The 22514-nt window shown below is 29.0% G+C and carries 32 protein-coding genes and 2 pseudogenes; all 34 read right to left on the bottom strand.

Features of this window, described 5'->3' with window-relative positions; genetic code table 11:
- Nucleotides 1-91 precede the first annotated feature (91 nt).
- The gene (locus Q6H37_RS04010; RefSeq protein WP_318739294.1) at nucleotides 92-589 is read right to left on the bottom strand and encodes an SUKH-4 family immunity protein; all 498 of its coding nucleotides are present in this window, start codon (nucleotides 587-589) and stop codon (nucleotides 92-94) included.
- Between the two features lie 343 nt (nucleotides 590-932).
- Nucleotides 933-1229 (bottom strand): hypothetical protein, encoded by a 297-nt coding sequence (locus Q6H37_RS04005; protein ID WP_318739293.1) that lies wholly within the window; start codon nucleotides 1227-1229, stop codon nucleotides 933-935.
- Between the two features lie 274 nt (nucleotides 1230-1503).
- Nucleotides 1504-2097, bottom strand: a complete 594-nt coding sequence (locus Q6H37_RS04000) for an RNA 2'-phosphotransferase (RefSeq protein WP_318739292.1) — start codon at nucleotides 2095-2097, stop codon at nucleotides 1504-1506.
- Nucleotides 2084-2305 carry a hypothetical protein gene (locus tag Q6H37_RS03995; protein ID WP_318739291.1) on the bottom strand — a complete coding sequence of 74 codons (222 nt, stop codon included), beginning with the start codon at nucleotides 2303-2305 and terminating at the stop codon, nucleotides 2084-2086. The genes Q6H37_RS04000 and Q6H37_RS03995 overlap by 14 nt, the downstream gene beginning before the upstream one ends.
- A gap of 465 nt (nucleotides 2306-2770) precedes the next feature.
- Complete coding sequence (locus Q6H37_RS03990; protein WP_318739290.1) at nucleotides 2771-3067, bottom strand: SMI1/KNR4 family protein; 297 nt, start codon at nucleotides 3065-3067, stop codon at nucleotides 2771-2773.
- Between the two features lie 68 nt (nucleotides 3068-3135).
- Nucleotides 3136-3312: an SMI1/KNR4 family protein gene (locus Q6H37_RS03985; RefSeq protein ID WP_318739289.1), complete on the bottom strand. Its 177-nt coding sequence runs from the start codon at nucleotides 3310-3312 to the stop codon at nucleotides 3136-3138.
- Between the two features lie 36 nt (nucleotides 3313-3348).
- A complete protein-coding gene (locus Q6H37_RS03980; protein ID WP_318739288.1) occupies nucleotides 3349-3825 on the bottom strand; it encodes an HNH endonuclease in 477 nt (158 codons plus the stop codon).
- Nucleotides 3822-4001: a hypothetical protein gene (locus Q6H37_RS03975; protein ID WP_318739287.1), complete on the bottom strand. Its 180-nt coding sequence runs from the start codon at nucleotides 3999-4001 to the stop codon at nucleotides 3822-3824. Before Q6H37_RS03975 ends, Q6H37_RS03980 begins: the two co-directional genes overlap by 4 nt.
- A 107-nt stretch (nucleotides 4002-4108) precedes the next feature.
- Nucleotides 4109-4339: a hypothetical protein gene (locus Q6H37_RS03970; RefSeq protein WP_318739286.1), complete on the bottom strand. Its 231-nt coding sequence runs from the start codon at nucleotides 4337-4339 to the stop codon at nucleotides 4109-4111.
- A 143-nt stretch (nucleotides 4340-4482) separates the two neighbouring features.
- Complete coding sequence (locus Q6H37_RS03965; RefSeq protein ID WP_318739285.1) at nucleotides 4483-4995, bottom strand: Imm6 family immunity protein; 513 nt, start codon at nucleotides 4993-4995, stop codon at nucleotides 4483-4485.
- Nucleotides 4996-5045: 50 nt separating this feature from the next.
- Nucleotides 5046-6023 carry an immunity protein YezG family protein gene (locus tag Q6H37_RS03960; protein ID WP_318739284.1) on the bottom strand — a complete coding sequence of 326 codons (978 nt, stop codon included), beginning with the start codon at nucleotides 6021-6023 and terminating at the stop codon, nucleotides 5046-5048.
- Between the two features lie 12 nt (nucleotides 6024-6035).
- Nucleotides 6036-6251, bottom strand: coding sequence for a DNA/RNA non-specific endonuclease (locus tag Q6H37_RS03955; RefSeq protein ID WP_318739283.1), 216 nt, complete (start codon nucleotides 6249-6251; stop codon nucleotides 6036-6038).
- Entirely contained in the window at nucleotides 6224-6466 is a 243-nt protein-coding gene (locus tag Q6H37_RS03950; protein WP_318739282.1) for a hypothetical protein, read from the bottom strand. Before Q6H37_RS03950 ends, Q6H37_RS03955 begins: the two co-directional genes overlap by 28 nt.
- Nucleotides 6451-6585: a hypothetical protein gene (locus Q6H37_RS29480; RefSeq protein WP_412523902.1), complete on the bottom strand. Its 135-nt coding sequence runs from the start codon at nucleotides 6583-6585 to the stop codon at nucleotides 6451-6453. Before Q6H37_RS29480 ends, Q6H37_RS03950 begins: the two co-directional genes overlap by 16 nt.
- 59 nt (nucleotides 6586-6644) lie before the next feature.
- A complete protein-coding gene (locus Q6H37_RS03945) occupies nucleotides 6645-7583 on the bottom strand; it encodes a WG repeat-containing protein (protein ID WP_318739281.1) in 939 nt (312 codons plus the stop codon).
- A 27-nt stretch (nucleotides 7584-7610) separates the two neighbouring features.
- Nucleotides 7611-7892: a hypothetical protein gene (locus Q6H37_RS03940; RefSeq protein ID WP_318739280.1), complete on the bottom strand. Its 282-nt coding sequence runs from the start codon at nucleotides 7890-7892 to the stop codon at nucleotides 7611-7613.
- Between the two features lie 526 nt (nucleotides 7893-8418).
- On the bottom strand, nucleotides 8419-9102 hold the full coding sequence (locus tag Q6H37_RS03935) for a hypothetical protein (protein ID WP_318739279.1): 684 nt from the start codon (nucleotides 9100-9102) through the stop codon (nucleotides 8419-8421).
- A gap of 16 nt (nucleotides 9103-9118) precedes the next feature.
- The gene (locus tag Q6H37_RS03930) at nucleotides 9119-9271 is read right to left on the bottom strand and encodes a hypothetical protein (protein ID WP_318739278.1); all 153 of its coding nucleotides are present in this window, start codon (nucleotides 9269-9271) and stop codon (nucleotides 9119-9121) included.
- A 117-nt stretch (nucleotides 9272-9388) separates the two neighbouring features.
- Entirely contained in the window at nucleotides 9389-9601 is a 213-nt protein-coding gene (locus tag Q6H37_RS03925; RefSeq protein WP_318739277.1) for a hypothetical protein, read from the bottom strand.
- Between the two features lie 520 nt (nucleotides 9602-10121).
- The gene (locus Q6H37_RS03920; protein ID WP_318739276.1) at nucleotides 10122-10550 is read right to left on the bottom strand and encodes a hypothetical protein; all 429 of its coding nucleotides are present in this window, start codon (nucleotides 10548-10550) and stop codon (nucleotides 10122-10124) included.
- A gap of 234 nt (nucleotides 10551-10784) precedes the next feature.
- Nucleotides 10785-11131: pseudogene (locus tag Q6H37_RS03915) on the bottom strand (IS1595 family transposase); the annotation flags it as partial.
- Nucleotides 11128-11211: pseudogene (locus Q6H37_RS03910) on the bottom strand (ATPase); the annotation flags it as partial. The pseudogenes Q6H37_RS03915 and Q6H37_RS03910, both read right to left, overlap by 4 nt.
- Before the next feature lies 1 nt (nucleotide 11212).
- Nucleotides 11213-11377 (bottom strand): hypothetical protein, encoded by a 165-nt coding sequence (locus Q6H37_RS03905; protein WP_007060949.1) that lies wholly within the window; start codon nucleotides 11375-11377, stop codon nucleotides 11213-11215.
- Nucleotides 11378-11749: 372 nt separating this feature from the next.
- Nucleotides 11750-12670: a suppressor of fused domain protein gene (locus Q6H37_RS03900; protein ID WP_318739275.1), complete on the bottom strand. Its 921-nt coding sequence runs from the start codon at nucleotides 12668-12670 to the stop codon at nucleotides 11750-11752.
- A 166-nt stretch (nucleotides 12671-12836) separates the two neighbouring features.
- Nucleotides 12837-13214 (bottom strand): hypothetical protein, encoded by a 378-nt coding sequence (locus Q6H37_RS03895; protein WP_318739274.1) that lies wholly within the window; start codon nucleotides 13212-13214, stop codon nucleotides 12837-12839.
- A 99-nt stretch (nucleotides 13215-13313) separates the two neighbouring features.
- Entirely contained in the window at nucleotides 13314-14249 is a 936-nt protein-coding gene (locus tag Q6H37_RS03890; RefSeq protein ID WP_318739273.1) for a WG repeat-containing protein, read from the bottom strand.
- Nucleotides 14250-14275: 26 nt separating this feature from the next.
- Complete coding sequence (locus Q6H37_RS03885; protein ID WP_318739272.1) at nucleotides 14276-14743, bottom strand: hypothetical protein; 468 nt, start codon at nucleotides 14741-14743, stop codon at nucleotides 14276-14278.
- A 151-nt stretch (nucleotides 14744-14894) separates the two neighbouring features.
- Nucleotides 14895-15695 (bottom strand): Imm47 family immunity protein, encoded by an 801-nt coding sequence (gene imm47 / locus Q6H37_RS03880; protein ID WP_318739271.1) that lies wholly within the window; start codon nucleotides 15693-15695, stop codon nucleotides 14895-14897.
- Nucleotides 15696-15719: 24 nt separating this feature from the next.
- On the bottom strand, nucleotides 15720-19049 hold the full coding sequence (locus Q6H37_RS03875) for a polymorphic toxin-type HINT domain-containing protein (RefSeq protein WP_318739270.1): 3330 nt from the start codon (nucleotides 19047-19049) through the stop codon (nucleotides 15720-15722).
- On the bottom strand, nucleotides 19049-19363 hold the full coding sequence (locus tag Q6H37_RS03870; protein WP_318739269.1) for a hypothetical protein: 315 nt from the start codon (nucleotides 19361-19363) through the stop codon (nucleotides 19049-19051). Before Q6H37_RS03870 ends, Q6H37_RS03875 begins: the two co-directional genes overlap by 1 nt.
- Nucleotides 19356-19994 carry a DUF5081 family protein gene (locus Q6H37_RS03865; protein ID WP_318739268.1) on the bottom strand — a complete coding sequence of 213 codons (639 nt, stop codon included), beginning with the start codon at nucleotides 19992-19994 and terminating at the stop codon, nucleotides 19356-19358. Before Q6H37_RS03865 ends, Q6H37_RS03870 begins: the two co-directional genes overlap by 8 nt.
- Before the next feature lie 21 nt (nucleotides 19995-20015).
- Entirely contained in the window at nucleotides 20016-20531 is a 516-nt protein-coding gene (locus Q6H37_RS03860; RefSeq protein ID WP_318739267.1) for a hypothetical protein, read from the bottom strand.
- A 57-nt stretch (nucleotides 20532-20588) separates the two neighbouring features.
- Entirely contained in the window at nucleotides 20589-20924 is a 336-nt protein-coding gene (locus Q6H37_RS03855) for a hypothetical protein (RefSeq protein WP_318739266.1), read from the bottom strand.
- A 471-nt stretch (nucleotides 20925-21395) separates the two neighbouring features.
- Nucleotides 21396-22490: an NAD(P)-dependent alcohol dehydrogenase gene (locus tag Q6H37_RS03850; protein ID WP_318739265.1), complete on the bottom strand. Its 1095-nt coding sequence runs from the start codon at nucleotides 22488-22490 to the stop codon at nucleotides 21396-21398.
- Nucleotides 22491-22514 lie beyond the last annotated feature (24 nt).

Below are 22514 nucleotides of genomic sequence, written 5' to 3'. Positions count from 1 at the left end.
CACTTCTCATAAGGAACCACTATACCATATTTGCTATTTCTGCATCTTTCTAGACACTAAAGGCTTACCTATATACTGTTGGATTTACTTTTTACATAAATCCCTCTTCAGTTTGTTCTAAAATTACAGACCACCAATTTTCATCATCTGCTAAGGCATGTTCGTCAATCTTAGTATATTCTTCTCTGACTCTATTTACAATTTCTACTGCTTCTTCATCTGCAGCATCTGCCAACCTCAATTGATTATCAATATATATCATTAAAAATTGTAAAAGACTTTTAATATTTGTATTGATAAATCTTTGTGGTAGCTCATTCGTGCTATCAAATGAAATTATTTCATTTGTATTTTGATGTATACCTATTTGTGTTCCAAAGTCATCACCTATCGTTATAAATTTGTCATTCTCTTTTATTTCACTACTGTTTTTAAAATTAATTAGTACATCATTGTCTATAGGCAACCCTACTCTTATAAGAAATTCTATTGTTTCCTTTGACAGTAAAGATTCTTTAAATAATTTACCATCAATTTTCTTTAGTGAATCCCCCCAAAATCTAATTATATCTTCAGAAATTTTATCCATAAAAGCTTCTCCTTACTTAAGATAGTTAAATTTTTTATTGCACATATCAAGGCTATTTAACATATGAATAGTTGCTAATAATCCCCACTGCTTTCATATGTTATCTACTACAAAAAATGAACCAGCCTACTTAAATTTCAGCTGATCCATTTCATTTTCTCGCTATATTGTTAATATTATGTAGTTATATTAATATGAAAAATGCTTATCCTTTGTTTAACATAATTCGTAGAATTTTCATTTCATAATTCCTAATATTAATTTTATTTTCAATCTACACTGCTTCTCATAGTCCTTCTTTTAAAGACTCACCTTTATACATATCAAGTGCCTTTTTAACTCTTTATTTACTATCTGAATTAGTAGTTGAAGCAGGTTTATCTGATCCTCTAAATTTCTTGCGTCTAAACCTATCAATGTCATAACCAATGATTGCTATAATTAATATAGCCGCCCCAGCTGCCTGTCCTGCCACATAAGCATTTGTAACAAAACCAATAATTGCTACAATTAATACTGCTAGCCCTATCAATATCTTATGCCTTGCGAAAAAAATTCTATGATCTTTGCCACAATTAGGGCATACACTTCCCTTTGCTATTTCTTTACCGCATACTTTACAATTTGTCAATTTACCCATTTACGTCCTCCTATATTTTTACCTTTTTGCATCCTCATTTGTCTTTATAATATTATAACAAAATGCTCATATTTTTACAATAATGCTCACAAATTGTAAAAGTTTACAATAGCTTACGAGTATAAAATAGCCTGTAAAAATCAAAAAAATTTCCATAGTTTAAGAAAACGCTGGAAGATAGAGAATGAATGATTTTAATACATTCTTTTTATATAGTTAATGTTAACATGATACAGGCAGCTTGCCACCTTGAGCTTACTATTTATCCATTAAACTATTGTTCCTTTTTCAAAGATAGCATATCTTTCACATTTTTATTATCCTCAATGGATATAAATTTTACTGGAACAACATCAGTTAACCAAACGCCATTTTTTGAAAAATAAAATTTATAACCTTCATCATACATTCTTATGCAGTCAATTTTAAGTACGGTTGGCTTTCCATGACGTTTGCCTACTGAAAAAGCAGTTTGGAAATCCTTTGACAAGTGTACATATTGTCTGTTTTGTTTTTGTATACCTAAATTCATAATACTATCAATAAATCTTGTTGAGGTGCCATGATAAAGATATTTTGGAGGAACCTTTTCTTCTAATTCTACATCCACCTCAATTGAATGACCTTGATTAGCTCTTATCTTGGTCCTATCATCATTGAAACTATATCTTTGTTTATTATTCTCCCTGACAATGCGTTCAAGATCTTGAAAATCTATCCTTTTTCCTTTTTTATTTATTCCTCTAATTAAATCATCCACATTGGCCCATCCATGTTCATCAAGAGTAATATCTATAGTTTGAGGACTATGCCTTAATATTAAGCTAATAAATTTACCTAATTCTATATCTTTATTATTCTGTCTCATTCTTAACTCCTAATCCCTTTCTTCTTTCAGCGCTACGTTCTTGTCTTTTTTGTTCTTTTGCTAGAAATAGTTTTAACTTATTCTTCTCTAATTTTAGTGGTATACATGAAAATAATGGATGAAAGTTTTTTAATTTTTTCATTGATAAATTTAACTCTCCAGGATTTGTAGCCGCACCTTCATCACTCATATAAATCATTTCAACCATTTACATAACTCCTTTTTATTGAAAAATTGTTTAAAGCTTTTTTAAGAATTTTAAATACTATATATAATATTTTTTCCGTTGTAACATATTTACAATGAGGACACCTAGCTATTGGATTTTCAGGTACTACAAGATTGCTATTATTTAATTTACCTGAATTCACCACGTTAATAATTGTATCATATGGATTTTGTTTAAACAATTCTGGAAACTATCCATTGCAAATAATTATATTACCCTTTATAACATTAGGTGATATAATTGTTATCATGATTTAATTATATGTTTTTTAGTTATATATTGTAACTATTCAGCTACAATAAAAAAGATCTACTTTTTTATTAATACTTTGCTAGTATCATCAATCATATTGAAGATTATTGCTGATCCTTTGTCAGAAGAAACTCAGTGTGGAAAAGATTTCTACTCTGGATTCATAGTAAATCCATGATAAACTCACTTATTCTAATCAAAGTCCTCTGGATACAACATATCCAACAATTCATCAAAGGAATTACAAACATGATGTATATTACATTCTAGCAATTCTTCTAAAGATTTCTCTGCTAATTCCTCTTCATCAAAATCTTCTGGATCATTTACTTGGTCATGTTTCATAAATACGATGGCAGGTTCTTCTTCGTTATTTCTGTAATCAAATAATAAATCATCTCCTGCTCCATTATCTGCAAATGTTATAATTCTTTGGGAATTAGGCAGTACTTGCTTAATGTCATCATTAACTGTAATAATTCGTGGCAATCCTGAAGTAGATTTAATATATGCGTAAAACCTAAAGCTTGTCACTCTATTGTTTAAGCTTTGAATTTTTAGAAATGCCTCCGCCCATTCTCCTTGCTATTTTTTATTCTTGGATCACCCCCATCGTGATCTTTAATGATTTCTTTATAAGTTTTAGGAAATTTAACATTAAAATACTTTTCTACCTTCTCCATTAATTCATCACTTACTTTCCTATCCCTATGCCATCTTATTTCATTATTCACCTTTTTCTATCCTTTCAACATACTTTATATGATTACTTATTTTATACCCCCAAATGAATCTCCTCCATTATGAGTTGCTTGTTTATGGATCCTTTCCTTAACAAGTTGTAATCTTCCTGTTTCTCGATGGTGATGCCAAGTATATCCCTCAATTTTAGTTTCACCATTTTTTATATCATCGATCGCATCAGAATCTAATCCCAAATCTTTTAAGTGTTTTTCAAAAGTTGGATCGGTCTCAATCTTATTTTTAAGCTTTTTAGTTGCTTCCTTCATATGTTCAACACTCTTCATTTCATTAATATTTTTACCTGCAGCTTTCACCTCATCCAATATTTTTATATCTAACTGAGAATCTACTTTAAAAATTGGCAAACCTATTGGATCATACTCTACACTAACACCACAAGGAAGCTCTCTTACTGTACCTGCAAGATCTGATTTTCTCAATGCTGTTGCTTTACCTGCATTTTTACTAAGATACTTATTAATATTTCCTATTGCCTCTTTCATTTCCTCAGCCCCAGAGCTTCTACTTTTATACCATTACTTTCATCTTTTAAAACCTTTCTTGTATCACTAATTATATTACCTACATTCATATCTTTAACTTCATTTTTCATATTATCAAGTTCCTTTGCATCTTTAGCTACTATTTTCATTGTTGATGGCTTTGAGACTGTATTCATTTCATATAATCTTTTACCATTTGATCCATCTTTTCATCTGCCATGCCTTATGGCCATTTTTCTTTTGGCAGTTCAGCTAATTCTTTTATCTTTTTTATTGCTAGTTGCTACTGCTGAATTTCTTCTTTAAGTGTCTTATCTACATCACTGTATTTGAGTAAATCATTTATATTTATTGTAGTTTTTTCAAAATTTTCATCTGGTGCCCCTTGGTAATATCTTGTACTTGTGCTTGTCTTTGTTACTCCTAAATTATTATCTACTTCAATCTCTTCTAATCTCACACCTCTTAAATATTTTATGGCCTCTTCTTGAGCTTTAAAAAATATTAAATCCATATTTTCATCATATTCATTTATGTTATATAACTAAAGGCTTTTCCACAAAGATCCATTAGTTTTTTAACCTACAATCCCTATGAATTATAAAATAGCAAGCTCCACAACGAGGACTATTCTCATTGTGGAGCTTGCTATTATTTTTATATTATCTTCATAAATTTCATTTTTTTTATTCTTTCATCATCACCTATCTCTTCAATCAACAAACAAAACTTTTTCATCATGTCCATTATTTCATCTTCTTTCATTAGTCCTGTTATCAATACATTTTTATTAAAATCTGCCATATGTCTTCTATGTATCCCCTCTAATATTTGAGGCAAATACTTTTCTCCATCTTCTTTATATGCGCTCCACGAAGCAAAACAAACAGCATCAGTAACTAAATGCCACATGTATTTCATATCTTTTGTTTCTTCTTCACTAGCATATTCAGATACACCTGAACATTCTTCATTATCAATTAATTCGTACAAGTCATCACCAGAAACTTTGTCCCCCTCTACCCACTGCCAACATTTATCTAAAGTCCTTCTCCCTTCAAAATATTTTTCATCTTCTATCTTTCTAATTGAAAAAACCTTTTCTGCTATAAGCAATATATATGCAACCTTTTTATCACTGCTCATTAAATCTAACAGTTCATTATTCATTGTTCAACCACTCCTATCTTTTTATAGATAAGTTTATATCTTTGTGATTTTTAAGTTTCATCTTCATGTTTCTTCATTTTTAGAATCAGCTCTTTTTTTTCATTATCTTGTGGCTGTATATCCAAATACACATATTTAAAATAATTATTAATATCCTCAGTATTGTACTTTAATTGATACCAGTTAGAATACGTAAATTCCCAGTCTACTCCAATTTCACTTTCATCCGATATCATAATTGAAAACCATTCTTCCCTATCATTATTAACATATAGGTTCCTTAACTCATCTATAATATCATAAAGAGCTTCTTTTAAAATAACTACTTCTTCATCTGTACTATTTTTCATCTTAACAACTTCATTAAATGAAAAATACTTATTATCAGTTTCTTTGAGAGTAATGTAGAAATTAATTCCTTCTACCCCATTAATTAATACTCCATCAAATACTATTTTTTCATATTCAATATCACCTAAATATTTTTTTATTTCCAAAATAACTTTTTCAACAAGCATATGTTTAGTATTTTCAAATTTTTCTAAATCGTCAGCATACTCCTTCATTCTTTCTATCTCTTCTAAAACACTTTTAGATTCAAATTTAACTCCTAAGTATTTTGCTTTAAAAAAGTTTACTATTGCACCTGAATCAAATCCTCCTTCATACCAATCAATATATTCATAACTTACTTCTAAGTTTCCTTTATAATTGAAATTCATTATTAACATATACCATAGTTCTTGCCCATATTCTATAAATACCTTCTGTAAATCTCTAACTAAAAAAAATAATTCATTATGTTCGTTTGTATATATATTATCATCAATATTAAATATATCACTTATATTTGCATTATAAATGTAACTACCTTTATTCTCTAATGTATCAAAGAAAAAATATACAACTCCATTATCATAATCATCAATATTAGCTCCTAGTATGACATTATTCCATTTAACAGGAATAATATCATTTACCTTTGATACAATTTTTTGATATAATTCTGACAACTTATTTTCTAACATAAAAGCCACCTCTTATTTCTTCTTTTTCTCAACAACAGATTTATTAGAATTCTCCATATATACATTTTTCATTTCCTTCTCAATTTCTCCACTAACTGGACTTACAATTTTATAACTTATTGTATATCCTGAAGGTCTTAATGTATCATCTCCATAAACCGGTTTTATTTCAACGGAAACCTTTTTAGGCGGATTATCTTTTAATACATTTGTCCATTTTGTTTCCATTGCATACCATTGACCACCATTTTGGTTAAACTTAGTATTTTATGGTAATACATTGGCTTTAATGCTTTTTTTCTACCCTTCCTTATTATATGATCACCATATAAAACATCTTCAATCTCATTTTTTAAGCTACTATCATTCTTACTAACTTCACTTAAATCATTAGCCACAGATTTAACTTCTGAATTTTTTTCTTCCTTTAAAGTTTTACCCAATTCTTCTGCCTTTCTTTATTGCATCCAATATTATGTACTAAAATTCCACATTTAGATATAAAATAAGTATGATACCCATCAACACTTAAATTATATATCCCCTCTGGTTCTTTTTCCAAATACTCTTCTTATATTAGCTACTTTATCTTTATTTATAATTTTTCTACTATAACTCTTTCTACCAAAGATCAAACCCTTCTGGTTTATATATCCACTTTTTATCCCTAGTTACATATCCCCAGTTTCCTTTGTATGTTACGCATGCAATCCCATCTTTAAAGTCATCTGCAGTTGTGAATACATCTTTAATAATTAGCTTTCCTTTCTTATCTATATATCCCATTCCTTTATTGGTTTCAACTGCTGCAAGACCTTCAGTAAAATCTTTAGCTTCATAATATTTTTCCTTTATTACAATGTTGCCTTCTGTATCTATATATCCTAATTTCTCAGAATTTTCTTTTTCAGAGAACACAGCTAACCCATCCTTAAAATCTCTTAAATAATTAAATCTTGGTTCAATTACAAATTCACCTGTCTTATTTATTACTCCATACTTTCTATTTTCAGTATGAACTATTGCTAATTCTTCTGAAAAATTGTGTGCACAAGCAAATTTAAACTCAATTACAATTTTACCATTAACATCTACATATCCATCTTTACCATTCTTAGTTACACTGAATATTCCATCTGATGCGTTCATTATTGAATCATATATAGGCTGAAGTATATACTTTCCTTCTTTATTAATTACTCCATGTTTGTGATTAACTTCAACCACTGAAAAACCATTTTCATTAAATTCACTATTAATCCAATCATACTGCGGTTCTATTGCTACATTCCCTTCCATATCAATATATCCAGCCTTACCATTTTGCCTAAATGCAGCTAAGCCATTTGTAAAACTTGATATTGACTCGTATTCTATATTTAATACTACTTCATTTTTGGGATTAATAAAACACTTCTTATCATCAATTGTTTTTACTAATGATAAGCCTTCACAAAATTCTTCTGCATCTTTATATATCGGTTCAATAATGAATTCTCCATTTATATTAATAAATCCATATAGGTTACCCTTTTGCATAACTAATAATTTTTCTTCCACTTATAAATTCACCTCTCTAATATAAAATTAATCATAAACTTTCCCAGCATTTTCAGGCATGTACCAATATCTTGTCCATTCATCTTCTGCTATTTCTGATAGAGGGTTGTACCACACATCAATCTCTGTTCCTTCCACCCTCACTCTTACATATCCTGGTGGATCATCTATATTTATATCATTTATTACTTTGTTTCCCTTGCATTTATCAGCTCTATAAGCCTCAAATTGAGATATTCTTGGTGAGTTAACAGGTGTTGATTGATGTATTATATTTAATGAACTATCTTCAATACAATTATCAGACAATCCTTCCTTTGTAACATATTGAACATTAGATTTTAATACTTTTTTATCACTCGCAAAACGCTAGAAGATAGAAAATAAATGATTTAAACGTCCGAAGAACTAGCAAGGAGATATCACCCATACATATAGTTGGAACGAACAGGCTGTGAAGAACAAATATCAGATATGATAAAACAACTGTATGAATGGTATTACCTGAAAGCTGACTCACCATTACCTGCACACGCAAAGGTACATCTAAAATCATTATTGCCTTGACTATTATATCTTACATCATATTTTAACCATAGTAATCTTGCCTTTAAAATATTTTAGTACATGAAAAAAGATTAATGCTCCGATTACTAAAACATTAACCTTTTTAACTTCTTTAGCTACATTATTTATATTATGAAATGTTAACTTTTCGTAGTATTATTGATTTAGCTGTACTATTCAATAATTATTTTTTTTGCAGTTACTTTACTATTTATTATGCATTAACTAATTGATTTAAACTAAACCATTTAAAAACACTTTCTATTTCCTATCCCACAACAATTAATAAGTTTTCATCTATTATATAAGGTTTAATCCCCCTTTTCCAAAGTTCAACATAGCCTTTATATGGATTATCTACATCATCTATTTTTCCAAGTGGCCATAAAATGTAGTAAATAATATTATAATCTAATGTTAACTCATATAACGCTTCATGAAATGCACTGATCGGATTTTCATCATCCTTAGGCAATACATCATCAATCATAGCATCATTACAAGAATCTCTGACATCCCTGTCTTCTATATCATTAGCATCATAATTATCTTCAAACTGCTTACCAGTAAGTTCTCTAATTTCCATTTTCCTTATATCATATGTTTTTTCATCTTCCATTTTTAATAAATAATTCATTCCATTAATATGTTTAATAATCAATTCTTTCAACTCATCTTCATTCAGATTTTTAACAATTGACTTTGCTGTTTCAGATTTACCATATAGTTCAAATAAATTATTGAATACTTCTTTACCTCTTTCAAAACAGAAAAATGGCTCGCATAACTTATAATCATCCATAAAGTATGAAAAAAAATACGGTGATATCATTTCATATCTATTCACCTTTTTATCTTTAACGATTTGTTCTTTAATCTCAGGCATTTGATTTAATAATTTAATCCATTCCTGTGGTAAATCTCTTAATTCTTCTTCAATAAAGTTCCCCATGTTTTGCACCTCCAAATTAAAATATTATCGCTAATACTTGTTTCTTGAGAATTTCACTATCAAATTGTTTCACTATAGCTTTATCTTCATTACCATTCAATGGCGTAGAAATAATATCCATATTCTTTATCTTGTCTTGCTCATACCACGATTTCATATTGTAATACATTTGCAAATACACATCCGATTCTATTACCAATCTACTCTTTATATCATAAACTAAACACTTTCCACAAGTCTGTATTCCAAGGCTCCTTTACTAGGTCTATCCTTATTCCTCACCACTCTAATTCTTCAACATATGCTGGCGTAAACACTCACATAAATTATCTTTTGCAATATTAAAATAATGTATATATATTATTTCTTTATTTTTTACAATTTCATTTTCTTCAACAATATCACCATTATAGTAAGTTTTATAGTAATTACCATTTTCTAAAGCTTCATTTTCATTAATAATATTTCCCCTTAAATCAGTATATTTAATCCCATACATTTTATCAACTCCTTGCCTAATTAATTTATACCAGACGCTTACGAAACGCCACAATCTGCATGAATGGGCGATATTTTGTCACAAAATTAAAACAACTCCTCACTGATTTATAATAAAATAGGATTGGTAAATAAAATCATCATACTTCAGAAAGGAGTTATATATGATGCCACATAAACATTCTCCTTGGCAGATGTTTTTCTAATTGCAAAGAAAAATTTGTAAATATCAAATACCAATTTCTTTCTTTAGTTGAAAATACTATTATCTTGATGATTTTAAATCAACTAATGATATCGAAAGCTCTAATTACCTTTTATTATGTTTCTATCAATAAGTTTCGCAATTATATATTAATTTATGGCTATGTTAATGAATAGTGTTGATAATATAGTATATAATAATGGAACCCCTTTTCAAGAGTTCCATTATTTCATAATTTAAGAATGAAACGAAGTAAACTAACTCAATAGTTGTAATTTGATGAGCTTCGCATTATGACATTTTGTTTGTGATAATATTACAAGTTATATTTTTGTTGATTTTTATATTTTTTATCATATTTCCAACCCCAAAAAACCGACAACAACAATACTATAATAGCTGGTATAAATGTTAATAATACCATCCACCCAAATGCTTCACCGCATACGACAATACCTAAAAAAATAAATAGTACATAAAATGTAAAAACAAGGATAGGAAAAACAAATTTATTAAGTCCTGTGATTTTAAAGTAATAAAGCAAATAAACGGCAACAAAGTAAATCAAAATAGCAGGTGCAATTACGCTTAATGCTTTCAGTACCTGCCAATTTGTGGGACCTACTGCCTCACTTTCATAGCCACCAATATTATTTAAAGCTGGCAAAAAAACTTTTAAAATATAAACATATAACATTATGTTTATTAATATAAATCCTCCAAAAGCAAATAATTTTCTTCTCATCATTTCACCTTTCTTATCACTAATTCTATTTTAATATTGCATTATAATCATATAAAAATATTCTTTTACCTTGTTATTAATGTATGACAGTATGAAGAATAATTGTTCTGCATGTTAACAATATAATGTGGCGGTGCCTAAATTTTCTTATTGGTTTCAACCTCTACAATATAAATAATCTTCCGTTCGCAGTTATTTACAATTATCCATTTGTTTAATTATATACTATATATAAATTACTTCTTCATCAATTCTATCTTTAAAAAGCCTTTCTAAATCTGTATGTTTCATTCTTCCTTTACACAAGAGTTCAGTAACAACATTGCCAACTCTATCTATAGCACACAAAACACAAACTTGCTCCTTTGAAATACCTCTTTTTCTCTTTTCAGTTTTGCTTCTTTTGCTACCTTTAACACCACTCTTATGTGCTTTACGAGGCATAGTAAAGGTTGTACTTTTTTATGATTGCCTTTAAATGATTCTCTAAAGAAAGACTCGTCAACTTCGACAACGCTACCAACTCCTATATATGCTCTAACAGCGTCTAAAATTTTGTGCCTCCAATAAAATGATGTTTGTTTTGATCATAATAAGTTGTCTTATAAATTGATGTTTTACCTGCTCCATTAACTCCTGCAAATATTGTATATGTTGCCATGTTACTTACCTATAACCTTTTGTGCTTCTCTTTTAAGTACTAAATTAGAAAGCATAACATAAAAATCCTGTTCTTCTTTAGTCTTAGCCTTCCTAAATAAATCCATTAAATCACTATAAGAATAATTCAAAAATATATCATATAATTTTTCATTATAATTTTCCACTTTAACATACCTCCAAATGAATAGAAATATTTCCCTTTTACCCTTGTCTATATTATATCCTATTTTATTAATATGAACATCACACTTGAAAGATTTATTCCAATTCTGATTATTACTTTTTTTATGTGGTAAGACTCGATAATAATTTCTTATTTAACCTATCAATTACTTGCGTATCATTTTTACAATTTTTAATTTCTTCATAAGCATTTCTATAATAGTTATTATTATGTATTTTACCACAATTTATTGCCAAGCCTCTAGATGCATCATTTACTGTTATTTGTGCTTTTCTATGAAACAAAATCGTCTAAACTTATATTAATTTAGGCGATTTAGTATAATTATCTTCAATATTATAATAAGCAGCTTTTAAACTACCGATTCACGAATTTTCGGTGGATAGTTTATGTACCCTGCTTTAAATAATTTATCTGCAACTGTATAAATATCAGTTTGTTTAGCTATTTCCAATTCTTTTTGTGTCACTCCTACAAACATATTTAATCTTGCATATCCATCTGTAACTGGTATTGTATATGGAAAGCCTATTGGATTTAGGATTATAAATCCTGATAAATTGGTTCCTTCTATAATGTAATTATCTCCATATTCTAAATACTGTCCTTGATAAATATGATTTCCTGTATTATCTAAGTAATTGACCCATGCCACAAATTGTTTTATTAGGTCCATGTCATCTTCTTTAGCAAACATTAATAATTCATATCCATAACCAGATAGTTTTCCTTCTTCAATTTCTAATTTTGATGGTGCCAGATTTGGTGAAGTAAGACCACATGTTATATATAAATCTAAATCATTAAATACTTTTTTATATTTTATAACATATAAATCTTTCTTTTTACTTCTCCAAGCTACCCTCGGTTCCTGGAACCCAGTAAGACCTCCATAAACCAGCTGTATTAAATCAGTAAATGGATATTTTTTACCTTCAGGAGGCATAAATATTCTTGCAATTATTGTTTCAACTGCTGGATGAAGTACTTGACCTTTTTTAGATGTATATATTCTTAGTAAATTTAATTTTTTATTGCTTTTTTCAAATTCTACTAATTCATCCGCGTCCATCTCTATCCATAGTTCTGGTTCAACATCACTATTTTTATCTATATTATCATAGAAAATTTGGTCTTTCCCACACCTCATTAAAACATCACTTATACTATTTCTAATGTTAAATCCAATAACATTTGCATTTCTATATAAATACTCATTGTATGGTGACTTATTGACTATGTTTTTCAATGCTTCTAATGTATTTCCATACATGTAAATCCCCCTCCTCCTAATAGCTATTATTTTCTTTGACATATAAAAGGAAATAACAATTCAAAATATGTAGGCAAATTGACTTGTTATTTTTTAATAACGTCTTATACCAGTTATATTTTTATTGTATTTATAAACAATATATTTTTAATAACAGATTAATTTATTAGTCATATACTGCACCTTTATGACTTGGCATAAACCAATCATCTCCCCATTTTTCTGCGCTTTCATCTGTGGCTCTTGGATTATATGTTACATCAATATCTGCTTCTTTTATTGTGACCCTCATATACCCTGGTTTATTTTCTACAATCATATCTGTTATTACCTGCATTCCTACACAGTTTTTATTAATATAGTTTTCAAAATCATCAAGCCTTTTGGCACAAACACTTTTGGATTCATTCTCTAAACCTGAATTATCTCGTTTTACACTGCCTTTATCTAAATTTCCTAATATATCAAGTATATTAGGTTCCGAATTTGAATTCTTATCTTTCTTGTTTAATAATCCTGATAATAATGATATTATATTTTTCATATGATTTGTATTCCCTTCTTCTAAGCTTTTACATAAAGATAAATTAGTTCTTCATTAGCTGATTTATCTTTATCTATAATTTTTCTACTATAAATCTTTCTACCAAAGATCAAATCCCTCTGGTTTATATATCCACTTTTTATCCTTAGTTATATATCCCCAGTTTCCCTTATAGGTTACACGTGCAATTCCATCTTTAAAATCACTAGCAGTTGTGAATACATCTTTGATAACTAGCTTCCCTTTCTTATCTATATACCCTATTTTTTTATTAGTATATACTGCTGCAAGACCTTCACTAAAGTCATTTGCTTGATAATACTTACTCTTAATCACTATATTTCCCCTAGTATCTATATATCCAAACTTTTCAGTATTTTTACTATCTCTAAATACTGACATTCCTTCCTTAAAATCCATTAATTGCCTAAATACTGGCTCTATTACAAATTCACCTGTTTTATCTATTGCTCCTTCTTTATCATCTAAGCAAGCTATTGCTAATCCTTCTGAAAATCTACCTCCATCTATAATCTTAAAATCAATAAAGAGATTTCCTTGGACATCAACATATCCGCATTTTCCATTTTGATATACTGTAAACAATCCTTGTGATGAATTTAATATTGTATCATAAATAGGTTCTAATACATATTCTCCTTTTTTGTTAATCACACCACGCTTTTTATTTACTTCAACTACAGAAAAACCATCTTCATTAAATTTATCATTAATCCAATCATATTGAGGTTCTATAGCTACATTTCCTTCTTTATCAATATATCCTGCTTTTCCATTTTTCTTAAATGCAGCTAAACCATTTGTAAAACTTGATATTGATTCATATTCTATATTTAGTGTTATTTCATTTTTCTCATTTATAAAACATTTCTTATTATCAACTGTTTTCACCAGTGCTAAGCCGTCATTAAAATCTTCTGCACTTTTATATATTGGGTCAATAACAAATTCTCCATTTATATTAATAAATCCATATAATCTACCTTTTTGCATTCTTAAAAACTTATCTTTCACTTATAAATCCACCTCTTTACTATAAATTAATCATAAACTTTTCCAGAATTTTCTGGCATATACCAATAACGCCCCCAATCCTTTGCACTTTCCTTTGTTGCTAATGGATTATATCTTACATCAATACCTGCCTCTGGCACTCTTACCCTTACATATCCTGGTGGATCAGTTATATTTATATCAGTAATTACTTTCATCCCTTTACAATCCTCAGCTCTATACTCTTCAAATTGACGTATTTTGGGTGAATTAACAGGTGTTGATTGAGGTATTATATTTAATGGACTATCTTCAATACAATTATCAGATAATCCTTCCTGGAATGAGAATATGTGCCCTCTTTCATATGGTTTTGTATTAGCATTTGTATATCCTGTTACTTCTTTTCTATCAACTATTTTTCCATCATAACCAACTTCATGTATAACTTTAACTGGTTTTCCCATATTATCTGTAAATACAGTTATTTTTGATCCTTCATATACTATTTTCACACCTTGCATTACATTGTCTGAACATAGTTGGTTTATAATTTATCCTTGTTTTCATATTTGTACTGAATCTTTTAAGATTTTAAAAAGCAAATGGCAGCAACAGTTCTTTACTATAGCTACCATTTATCATTAACTTCATTTAAGTTATCATTTATTGTATTTTATGTCCATAAAAATATTTACACCCTTTTTCCCAATTCATCTTTGATAGCTGTTTAACATAATCAAAAACCTTTTTCATAATTTCATCATCAACTATTGTATAATATTCTACAGGGCATTTAATACCACTCCAAATTGAAAGCATTGTTGGAATAGCAATTTCTCTTAATTCCGTTCCAAATTTTCTAGAAATGGCACTTGCTTCTAACAATCTTTTTGTTAATGTTCCTGGAAATACCAAATCACTTTTATAATAATATTTTTCTTCATCTATTTTATCTCTTCTATTAACAAAAACTTCTCCAATCTCATCAACAGAAGCATTTTCTGAAATTAATTCCTGATAATTTAGGATATTTTGTAATGCATCTCTTATTAAGATTTCAACATCTGTTTCTTCCCATTCTTCTAAAAGTGCAAGTAGGTATGGAACAACTTCATATGATAGTACCTGTTTTGAATATGTTACAAATACATTAACCGCATCATCATCAGAACTTGATAACAATTTCAAATTGTCAGAATTGTAAATATCACTATGATTTGCGATTGAACAAAATACTCTAATACAAAGGTTTAGCACACTATAATTATTACTTTCATTCATCATTTTTATCAATAATTGCTTCACTGAAAAATCTCCAAGCTTCAATAAATCTACTATTTTTAATAGTTTCTTTTTTTCATCATTCTCATTATTAATATCATGCCACAATTCCTCCTTACTGATATTATTAGGAGTCTCTCCATACCATATGCCTTTACACATTATATCATCTTTCTTATTCATCTGATTTTCCTCACAATACATATTTTATTTTCTTAATCCATTATCTCGTTGCCATTTTAATACCTTCTTTTGAAAATTAGTAGCATTTGTATGCCTTGGATTATTACCAAACACAATTACTCCATTCTCATTTTCATAAATTTTTAGTGTTTTAGCATTTTCTTTTCCATATCCATTTTTTGAATAAAAATCTAAATTCAACTCTTCCAACTCACTACTTTTAATAGTTGATTCACCTGTAAAAGTAATATTATCATTTTTATTCTCTCCACCAAATGCAAGACCTTGCTTATGATGACCTTTTTCTAGGCTTCCTTGTGAAACTAACATGTTATAATCATCTCTAGCTTTATTCAAATCTTCTCCTTGAACTATGATTGATTCATCAGGATTAGCAAAAAAGTCTGGATCTTCTTTATGCAATTTCTTTGCCTCGTCATAATATGAACCATAAACATCCTTTCCTTTTAATCCATTAGCTCTTAATACCTCTGAATTAGATCTCTTCTTTATAATATCATCTACAGTTCTTGCTACATCCTCAAACGTTTCTGTTGATTCTAAATCTTTTATTGTCTTTATTTCATTCTTTGATAAGCTTTCTAATTCATCAAATATTTTATCATACTTGCTTACTTCCGCTGCAATTTCAGCTTCACTCTTGCCACTATCCATTAAGTCTTTTATTTCTTTTAAATATTTTTCTCTTATATTTGGCATTTTTCTATGGAGCTTATCTAAAATATCCATCTTATCTGATATATTATTTTTCTCTATAAATTCTTTTAACTTACTTGTAGTATCCTTTAGATTTTCTCCATCTTTTAAAAGATTAGATATTTCTTGTATTTTTTTCTTAGTACACATCCAGTTATGAACCAAAACTGCTTCTTTCGATACAAAATAAGTATGATACTCATCAACACTTAAATTATATATCCCCTCTGGCTCTTTTGCCAAGTACTCTTCTACAGCTATTACTTTCTTTTCCTCTCCATTAGCTGCTGTCAATATATCTCCTGGTTTTAAATTTCCTGCTAATTCCCACTGACCATTTGTGTAGAATAAATGGGATGGGGTTACTTGTATTTCTTCATTTTCTACTTTAACTTTTACAAATTCACAGGTATTTCTTTTTTGAAGCTGTAGTACTTCTTTAAAGCCTTTTTCTCCTGTTCTTACATCTTGTGAATATACATAATCACCTATTTTTATATCTTTTATCTTAACTTGTCCTTCTTTTGATAATACCAAAGTATCTCCTGTAAAACATCCTATTATACAGAAATTTATTGCTGCATCTGATACTTTATTTTTTATAAGATCTGCTATGTCTATTGCTACTTTTTTTCCTGTTTCAGCCATTGTAAATATTATTTTTGTGCCTTCCTTTACTGTTTCTACTACATGATCAAATAACTTATTCATATCGGTTTTTAATGTATCTGCTATCTTTACAATTGCCTTTGCAGATGCTATCTTAGCTTCATCTACTGCTTCTACTTTTATACCATTGCTTTCATCTTTTAAAATCTTTCTTGCATCACTAATTGCAATATCTGCATTCATATCTTTAACTTCATTTTTCACATTATCAAGCTCTTTTGTATCTTTGGATATTGTATCTAATTTTGATTCACCAGATAATCCATCTTTAGCTATTCCTGTACTTTCATCTTTTATATTTTTCATATTATCTTTTGCATCTTTAGATATTGTATCTAACTTTGATTCATCAGATAATCCATCTTTAGCTATTCCTGTACTTTCATCTTTTATATTTTTCATATTATCTTTTGTATCTTTAGATATTGTATCTAATTTTGATTCAGTAGATACTCCATCTTTGGCTATTCCTGTACTTTCATCTTTTATATTTTTTATATTATCTTTTGCATCCTTAGATACTGTATCTAATTTTGATTCACCAGATACTCCATCTTTGGCTATTCCTGTACTTTCATCTTTTATATTTTTTATATTATCTTTTGCATCTTTAGATACTGTATCTAACTTTGATTCTGCAGATACTTCATCTTTAGCTATTCCTGTAGCTTCATCTTTTATATTTTTTACATCATCAGCATCTTTAGCTACTGTTTCTATTGTTGATGACTTTGAGGCTGTATTTATTTCATCTGCTATTTTACCATTTGATTCATCTTTGGCAAGATCCTTTACTTCACTTTCAATATTACTTAAATTTTTACCTACTGTGCCTTCTACTTCTACATCTTTAATTATTGAATTTAAAGAATCAACCTTCATTTCTTTTGATGCATCTTTAATATAATTCTGGACTTTGGTGTGTAATTTTCCTCCACCTATCACAATTCCTGCCATTACTGCAAGCTCTGATTTTGGATCTAAGCCTAGATCTTTTCCTAACTTTGACATTCCCTCAATAGTTTCAACCGTTGCTAAGTTCTTAGCTGTTTCTTTTACTGTGTATTTTGCCCCTTCTTTTAATAACCCTTTTCCTCCTAGCTTGAGAGCAACCTTTCCAAGTTTCCCCACCTGGCTAAATCCTATTATTGTTGCCCCTAACATTATGGCTCTCTCTTTATCTGAGAATCTTCTCCCTGATACTAGATCTTTTCCAATTGCCACTTCTGCTATTCCTTTTATATCTCCTACTATTGGAATACAATCTAGTACTGTAGACGTTATTTTCTCACCTGAAGTTTCATAATCAAGTTCCCCTGAAGTAATTAATTTTTTTATGGAATCATCATAGGATTCTTGATCTTCTTTTGTCTCTTTCAACTGTTCTACATAAGCTCTTATTTTTTCCATTCTTTCATCTGTCATGCCTTGTGGCCATTTTTCTTTTGGCAGTTTAGCTAATTCTTTTAGATTTTTTATTGCTAGTTGCTGCTGCTGAAATTCTTGTTTAAGTGCCTTATCTACATCACCACATTCAAGTAAATCCTTTATATTTATTTTAGATTTTACAAACTCTTGTCCCTCTAATCCAGGGTAATGGCTTGTATACATCTGTTTTATTCCTAAATTATTATCTAATTCAATTTCTTCTAATCTCACATCTCTTAAATATTTCATTGCCTCTTCTTGAGCTTTAAAAAATATTGAATCCACATTTTCATTATATTCATTTGTAAATCCTTTAAAATCTTTATAATCTCTACTATAATCACTTATCTTAGTACAATCAGAAGATAACGAATTATATTGCACATAAGCTAAATCCTCATGTCTATTTATTTCAGCATATGCATCTTCTATTAAACTGTCTGCTTTTTTTAAGTGTTCTAATATTTTATCTGTAACTTCATATCCTGTCTGCCCTTTCTTGTTTATGGTATTTTCATCTAACTTAAAAGTTCTAACCATTATTTCTTTCCTCCAACTATGGATTGTCGATTTTTTATCATTTGAGCTAATTCTCCATCTGTGAAACCCATTTGTTTATATGCATATGTTATATAAGTAGATGCTTTTCCATAAAGATCTGACAATTTTTTAATCTGCATTCCTTCTGAATTACAAAATTGCTTTATGTTGTCCAAAGCTGCTCCTTGATATTGTCCTTCAAATTCTGTCATTACATTTATATATAATTCAAGGGCCTCATCAACTAAATTCTGGCAATTATCAATTTTCTCTGCAATATCAATTAACTCTTCTCCAACTTTTATATTAGCCAATTTCTTCCCCCCACTTCATATCAAATAATTTTACTAATTCAATCCTTATATCTTTTGGGTTTACTTTCTTAAGTGATTTATAAATCACATCGTATTTAAAAATATCATCTTTTTCCTTATAATATATGTTATATACCTCTTGTCTGCTTGGATTTTCTATTTTTATATACAATATATCCTCATCTTTTTTTCCATTAAGTATATTTGATACAAACTCCTTAACTGAAACATACTTTCCACTGTTTTCAACTACTTTGTTTCCCCATAAAAAAGAATTTTCTTTAATTATGCTATATAACATTATTGCTTTAGTAATTTCTTTTAATACAATTTTGCCTTCTTCTTCTTTTTCTAAATGTATTACAAAATTTGTGTCATCTAATGCTACTATTCTACTATTCACCCATAAATACTTTTTGGCCTTTTTATATTTTTCTAAACCTTCAATTAACAAATAAGATCTTTCATTTATCTTTCCTTCTTTTGTTAATATGTTCTTCTCTATTAAACTTTCCTTGGCTGTTTTTCCACTGCCTAAAGTATTAACTATATTTTCCACAGGATCTACTCCATAAATCTCCATTCCATCTAAGGCTCTATTTAAATAATATAGTTCATTGGAATTAATCATTTAATATTAGCACCACCAATTCTATAGTATATTTGAAACAAATTGCCCAGCCTCATTAGCAGTCTCTGATATGCTTTCACCTGCTTCATTTGCCTTTTTTGAAAGATATTCTCCTGCCTCATTTGCTTTTTCTGATACATATTCTCCTGCTTCACAAGCCTCTTTGTATACATAATCTGAAGCTTGGTTTAAACTTGTTGCTACCTTCTCTTTAAATGACTTGCTTGGACCATCACTCCTCCATAACACCGGAATTGCTCCACTACTCATATAACTAGTAGCCTTATCATCTAGTACCTTCATTGCACTAAGATTCATTTCACTAGCCTCTATAAGCTTAGCATGATATGTATGAAATATTGACAATAAATCTAAGGCTGTTTTCTTACTTTGTCCTTGCCATACATCGCTTTGCAATATCTTTATTATATCTGTAACTCCACTTAATGAAGTTCTTAATTTTTGATTAACTTGCTCTAACGCATAAATTTGATTTGATAAGTTACTATTAACTTCATATAATAAATCACTTTGCATATATCATAAACTCCTTTTCGTATCTAGCATGCTAGATTCCTACTTTATCTCATTTTCTTAATCATCATCTAATGACTCCTCGTACAGCTCCATATAATACAAATATCTTGCATGTGCTAATACTTTTTTTTCACTAATTACATCTCTGCTAGACTTAGCCTTATTAAGTATACTTTCCAATTCCTTACCAAACTTTTTAGATTTACTATTAAAATTTTCTATAACTTGCCCCTCTAAATTAATATTGTTGTTATATACATTTGGAAAATTAGAGAAACTATCATCACATTGTCTAAGATTACTATTTATACTTTCTAATTTATCCAGCAATATTCTTTCTGCATTACTATATTCAATCATTTTCATATAATAATAAGTGCTTCTTCCGCTCATAATTTCTCCTTATAATAAATTTACATATTTTCTATTTACTAGCCATACCAATATTAACACAAAAACTAATTTTTAGGCAATATTTCAATATAATTGAATTTTATTTTTTTATTTCCTTATTAGTTGCTTTTTCTACTTCTGATGCTGCCATTCATAATTTTACACCCTTATAGATATCTCCTAGTTTCACAATCAAAATCTAAAGCAGTTACCATTTTATTAATAAGTGTATCATCTACCTATTAATATTTTTGATATTCAATAATTATAGCTAATTTTTATAACTAAATATATTTATACTAAAAAATGCACACCCCTAATTTCAAAATCCTTAGGGATGTGCAAGTTCAACATAAAATCTATAAATTTAAGCCTTAAACTTAAAAAAATTATTACCTGTTTGAGTCAAGTAAATTCATATTGAGATTATTAAACAAGTTACTTATGGTAACTTTCAGATTGTTCAGCCATTTAATTTATTTTTAATACAGCTTTAATAACTTTACCATTGTGAGAGTCTTCAAAGGCTTTGTTAATATCTTCAAAATCATAGAATTTAATTAATTTATCAAATGGAAATTTACCTTCTTTATAGTATTGAATTAATTTAGGAATAAATAACTTTGGAATAGAATCACCTTCTACAATCCCAATTAAAGATTTTGCTTCACCCATTAATTCTTCTTGTACATTAATGGTCAAATCTCCAGTTGCTCCCAAAACCACTGCAGTACCTAAGAAACGAACACAAGCAAGAGCTTTCTTTACAAAATCACCAACTCCAGTGGTATCAATTGCATAGTGGCATCCTCCATTTGTGATCTTCTTGACTTCACAAACTATATCATCAGTTTCTTTTCTGTTTATAGTATGAGTTGCTCCAAGCTCCTTTGCAAGTTCTAAACTACCTGGATTTCCTCCTACTGCAATAATTTTTGAGCATCCTGTAATTTTAGCTGCCATAATAGCACTCATTCCTATAGTTCCACATCCAAATACCGCAATAGTAGAACCAAACTTTGGATTTAATCTATTTAATACAGCACCTGCACCTGTTTGGATGCCACAACCTAGGGGGCCTACCAATGCAAGATCTATATCATCATCAACCTTTATTGCACTATTTTGATTTACTACTGCATAAGTTGCAAAGGAAGATTGTCCAAAGAATGAAGATATTTCTTTTCCATTTTGTGAAAGTCTCTTTGTACCATCACTCATAACCCCACCAAAATTAATTGCATTAAAATTTTCACATGCATGTTGATGTGCACTTAGACAGTTTTCACAATGTCCACAAAATCCAAAGGAAAATCCAACACGGTCACCCTTTTTAAACTCAGTAACACTACTACCAACCTCTTCTACAATACCACAACCTTCATGTCCAAATACTGCTGGTAAAGGTACTGGAATCACTTGTAGTTTTGCAACTTCATCAGTATGACAAACACCACTTGATACTATTTTTACAAGTATTTCATCTGCCTTTGGTGGTGCTAATTCTACCTCTTCAATTTTAAAATCTTGTCCTTTTTCATGAACTACTGCTGCTTTTATTTTCATAATAATCCCCCTTCTTTAAATATA

The organism is Clostridium sp. JS66 (assembly GCF_033561535.1).
Lineage (GTDB): Bacteria > Bacillota > Clostridia > Clostridiales > Clostridiaceae > Clostridium_AM > Clostridium_AM carboxidivorans.
The sequence above is the reverse complement of the archived record's forward strand: the minus strand, read 5'-3'. Positions and strand labels throughout refer to the sequence as shown.

Coding starts and splice junctions, on each gene's coding strand:
- Q6H37_RS04010 (WP_318739294.1), bottom strand. CDS start 589: ATGGATAAAATTTCTGAAGATATAATTAGATTTTGGGGGGATTCACTA.
- Q6H37_RS04005 (WP_318739293.1), bottom strand. CDS start 1,229: ATGGGTAAATTGACAAATTGTAAAGTATGCGGTAAAGAAATAGCAAAG.
- Q6H37_RS04000 (WP_318739292.1), bottom strand. CDS start 2,097: ATGAGACAGAATAATAAAGATATAGAATTAGGTAAATTTATTAGCTTA.
- Q6H37_RS03995 (WP_318739291.1), bottom strand. CDS start 2,305: ATGGTTGAAATGATTTATATGAGTGATGAAGGTGCGGCTACAAATCCT.
- Q6H37_RS03980 (WP_318739288.1), bottom strand. CDS start 3,825: ATGAAAGAGGCAATAGGAAATATTAATAAGTATCTTAGTAAAAATGCA.
- Q6H37_RS03975 (WP_318739287.1), bottom strand. CDS start 4,001: ATGAATACAGTCTCAAAGCCATCAACAATGAAAATAGTAGCTAAAGAT.
- Q6H37_RS03970 (WP_318739286.1), bottom strand. CDS start 4,339: ATGGATTTAATATTTTTTAAAGCTCAAGAAGAGGCCATAAAATATTTA.
- Q6H37_RS03965 (WP_318739285.1), bottom strand. CDS start 4,995: ATGAATAATGAACTGTTAGATTTAATGAGCAGTGATAAAAAGGTTGCA.
- Q6H37_RS03960 (WP_318739284.1), bottom strand. CDS start 6,023: ATGTTAGAAAATAAGTTGTCAGAATTATATCAAAAAATTGTATCAAAG.
- Q6H37_RS03955 (WP_318739283.1), bottom strand. CDS start 6,251: ATGGAAACAAAATGGACAAATGTATTAAAAGATAATCCGCCTAAAAAG.
- Q6H37_RS03935 (WP_318739279.1), bottom strand. CDS start 9,102: ATGGGGAACTTTATTGAAGAAGAATTAAGAGATTTACCACAGGAATGG.
- Q6H37_RS03930 (WP_318739278.1), bottom strand. CDS start 9,271: ATGTATTACAATATGAAATCGTGGTATGAGCAAGACAAGATAAAGAAT.
- Q6H37_RS03925 (WP_318739277.1), bottom strand. CDS start 9,601: ATGTATGGGATTAAATATACTGATTTAAGGGGAAATATTATTAATGAA.
- Q6H37_RS03920 (WP_318739276.1), bottom strand. CDS start 10,550: ATGAGAAGAAAATTATTTGCTTTTGGAGGATTTATATTAATAAACATA.
- Q6H37_RS03900 (WP_318739275.1), bottom strand. CDS start 12,670: ATGTATGGAAATACATTAGAAGCATTGAAAAACATAGTCAATAAGTCA.
- Q6H37_RS03895 (WP_318739274.1), bottom strand. CDS start 13,214: ATGAAAAATATAATATCATTATTATCAGGATTATTAAACAAGAAAGAT.
- imm47 (WP_318739271.1), bottom strand. CDS start 15,695: ATGAATAAGAAAGATGATATAATGTGTAAAGGCATATGGTATGGAGAG.
- Q6H37_RS03875 (WP_318739270.1), bottom strand. CDS start 19,049: ATGGTTAGAACTTTTAAGTTAGATGAAAATACCATAAACAAGAAAGGG.
- Q6H37_RS03865 (WP_318739268.1), bottom strand. CDS start 19,994: ATGATTAATTCCAATGAACTATATTATTTAAATAGAGCCTTAGATGGA.
- Q6H37_RS03860 (WP_318739267.1), bottom strand. CDS start 20,531: ATGCAAAGTGATTTATTATATGAAGTTAATAGTAACTTATCAAATCAA.
- Q6H37_RS03855 (WP_318739266.1), bottom strand. CDS start 20,924: ATGAGCGGAAGAAGCACTTATTATTATATGAAAATGATTGAATATAGT.
- Q6H37_RS03850 (WP_318739265.1), bottom strand. CDS start 22,490: ATGAAAATAAAAGCAGCAGTAGTTCATGAAAAAGGACAAGATTTTAAA.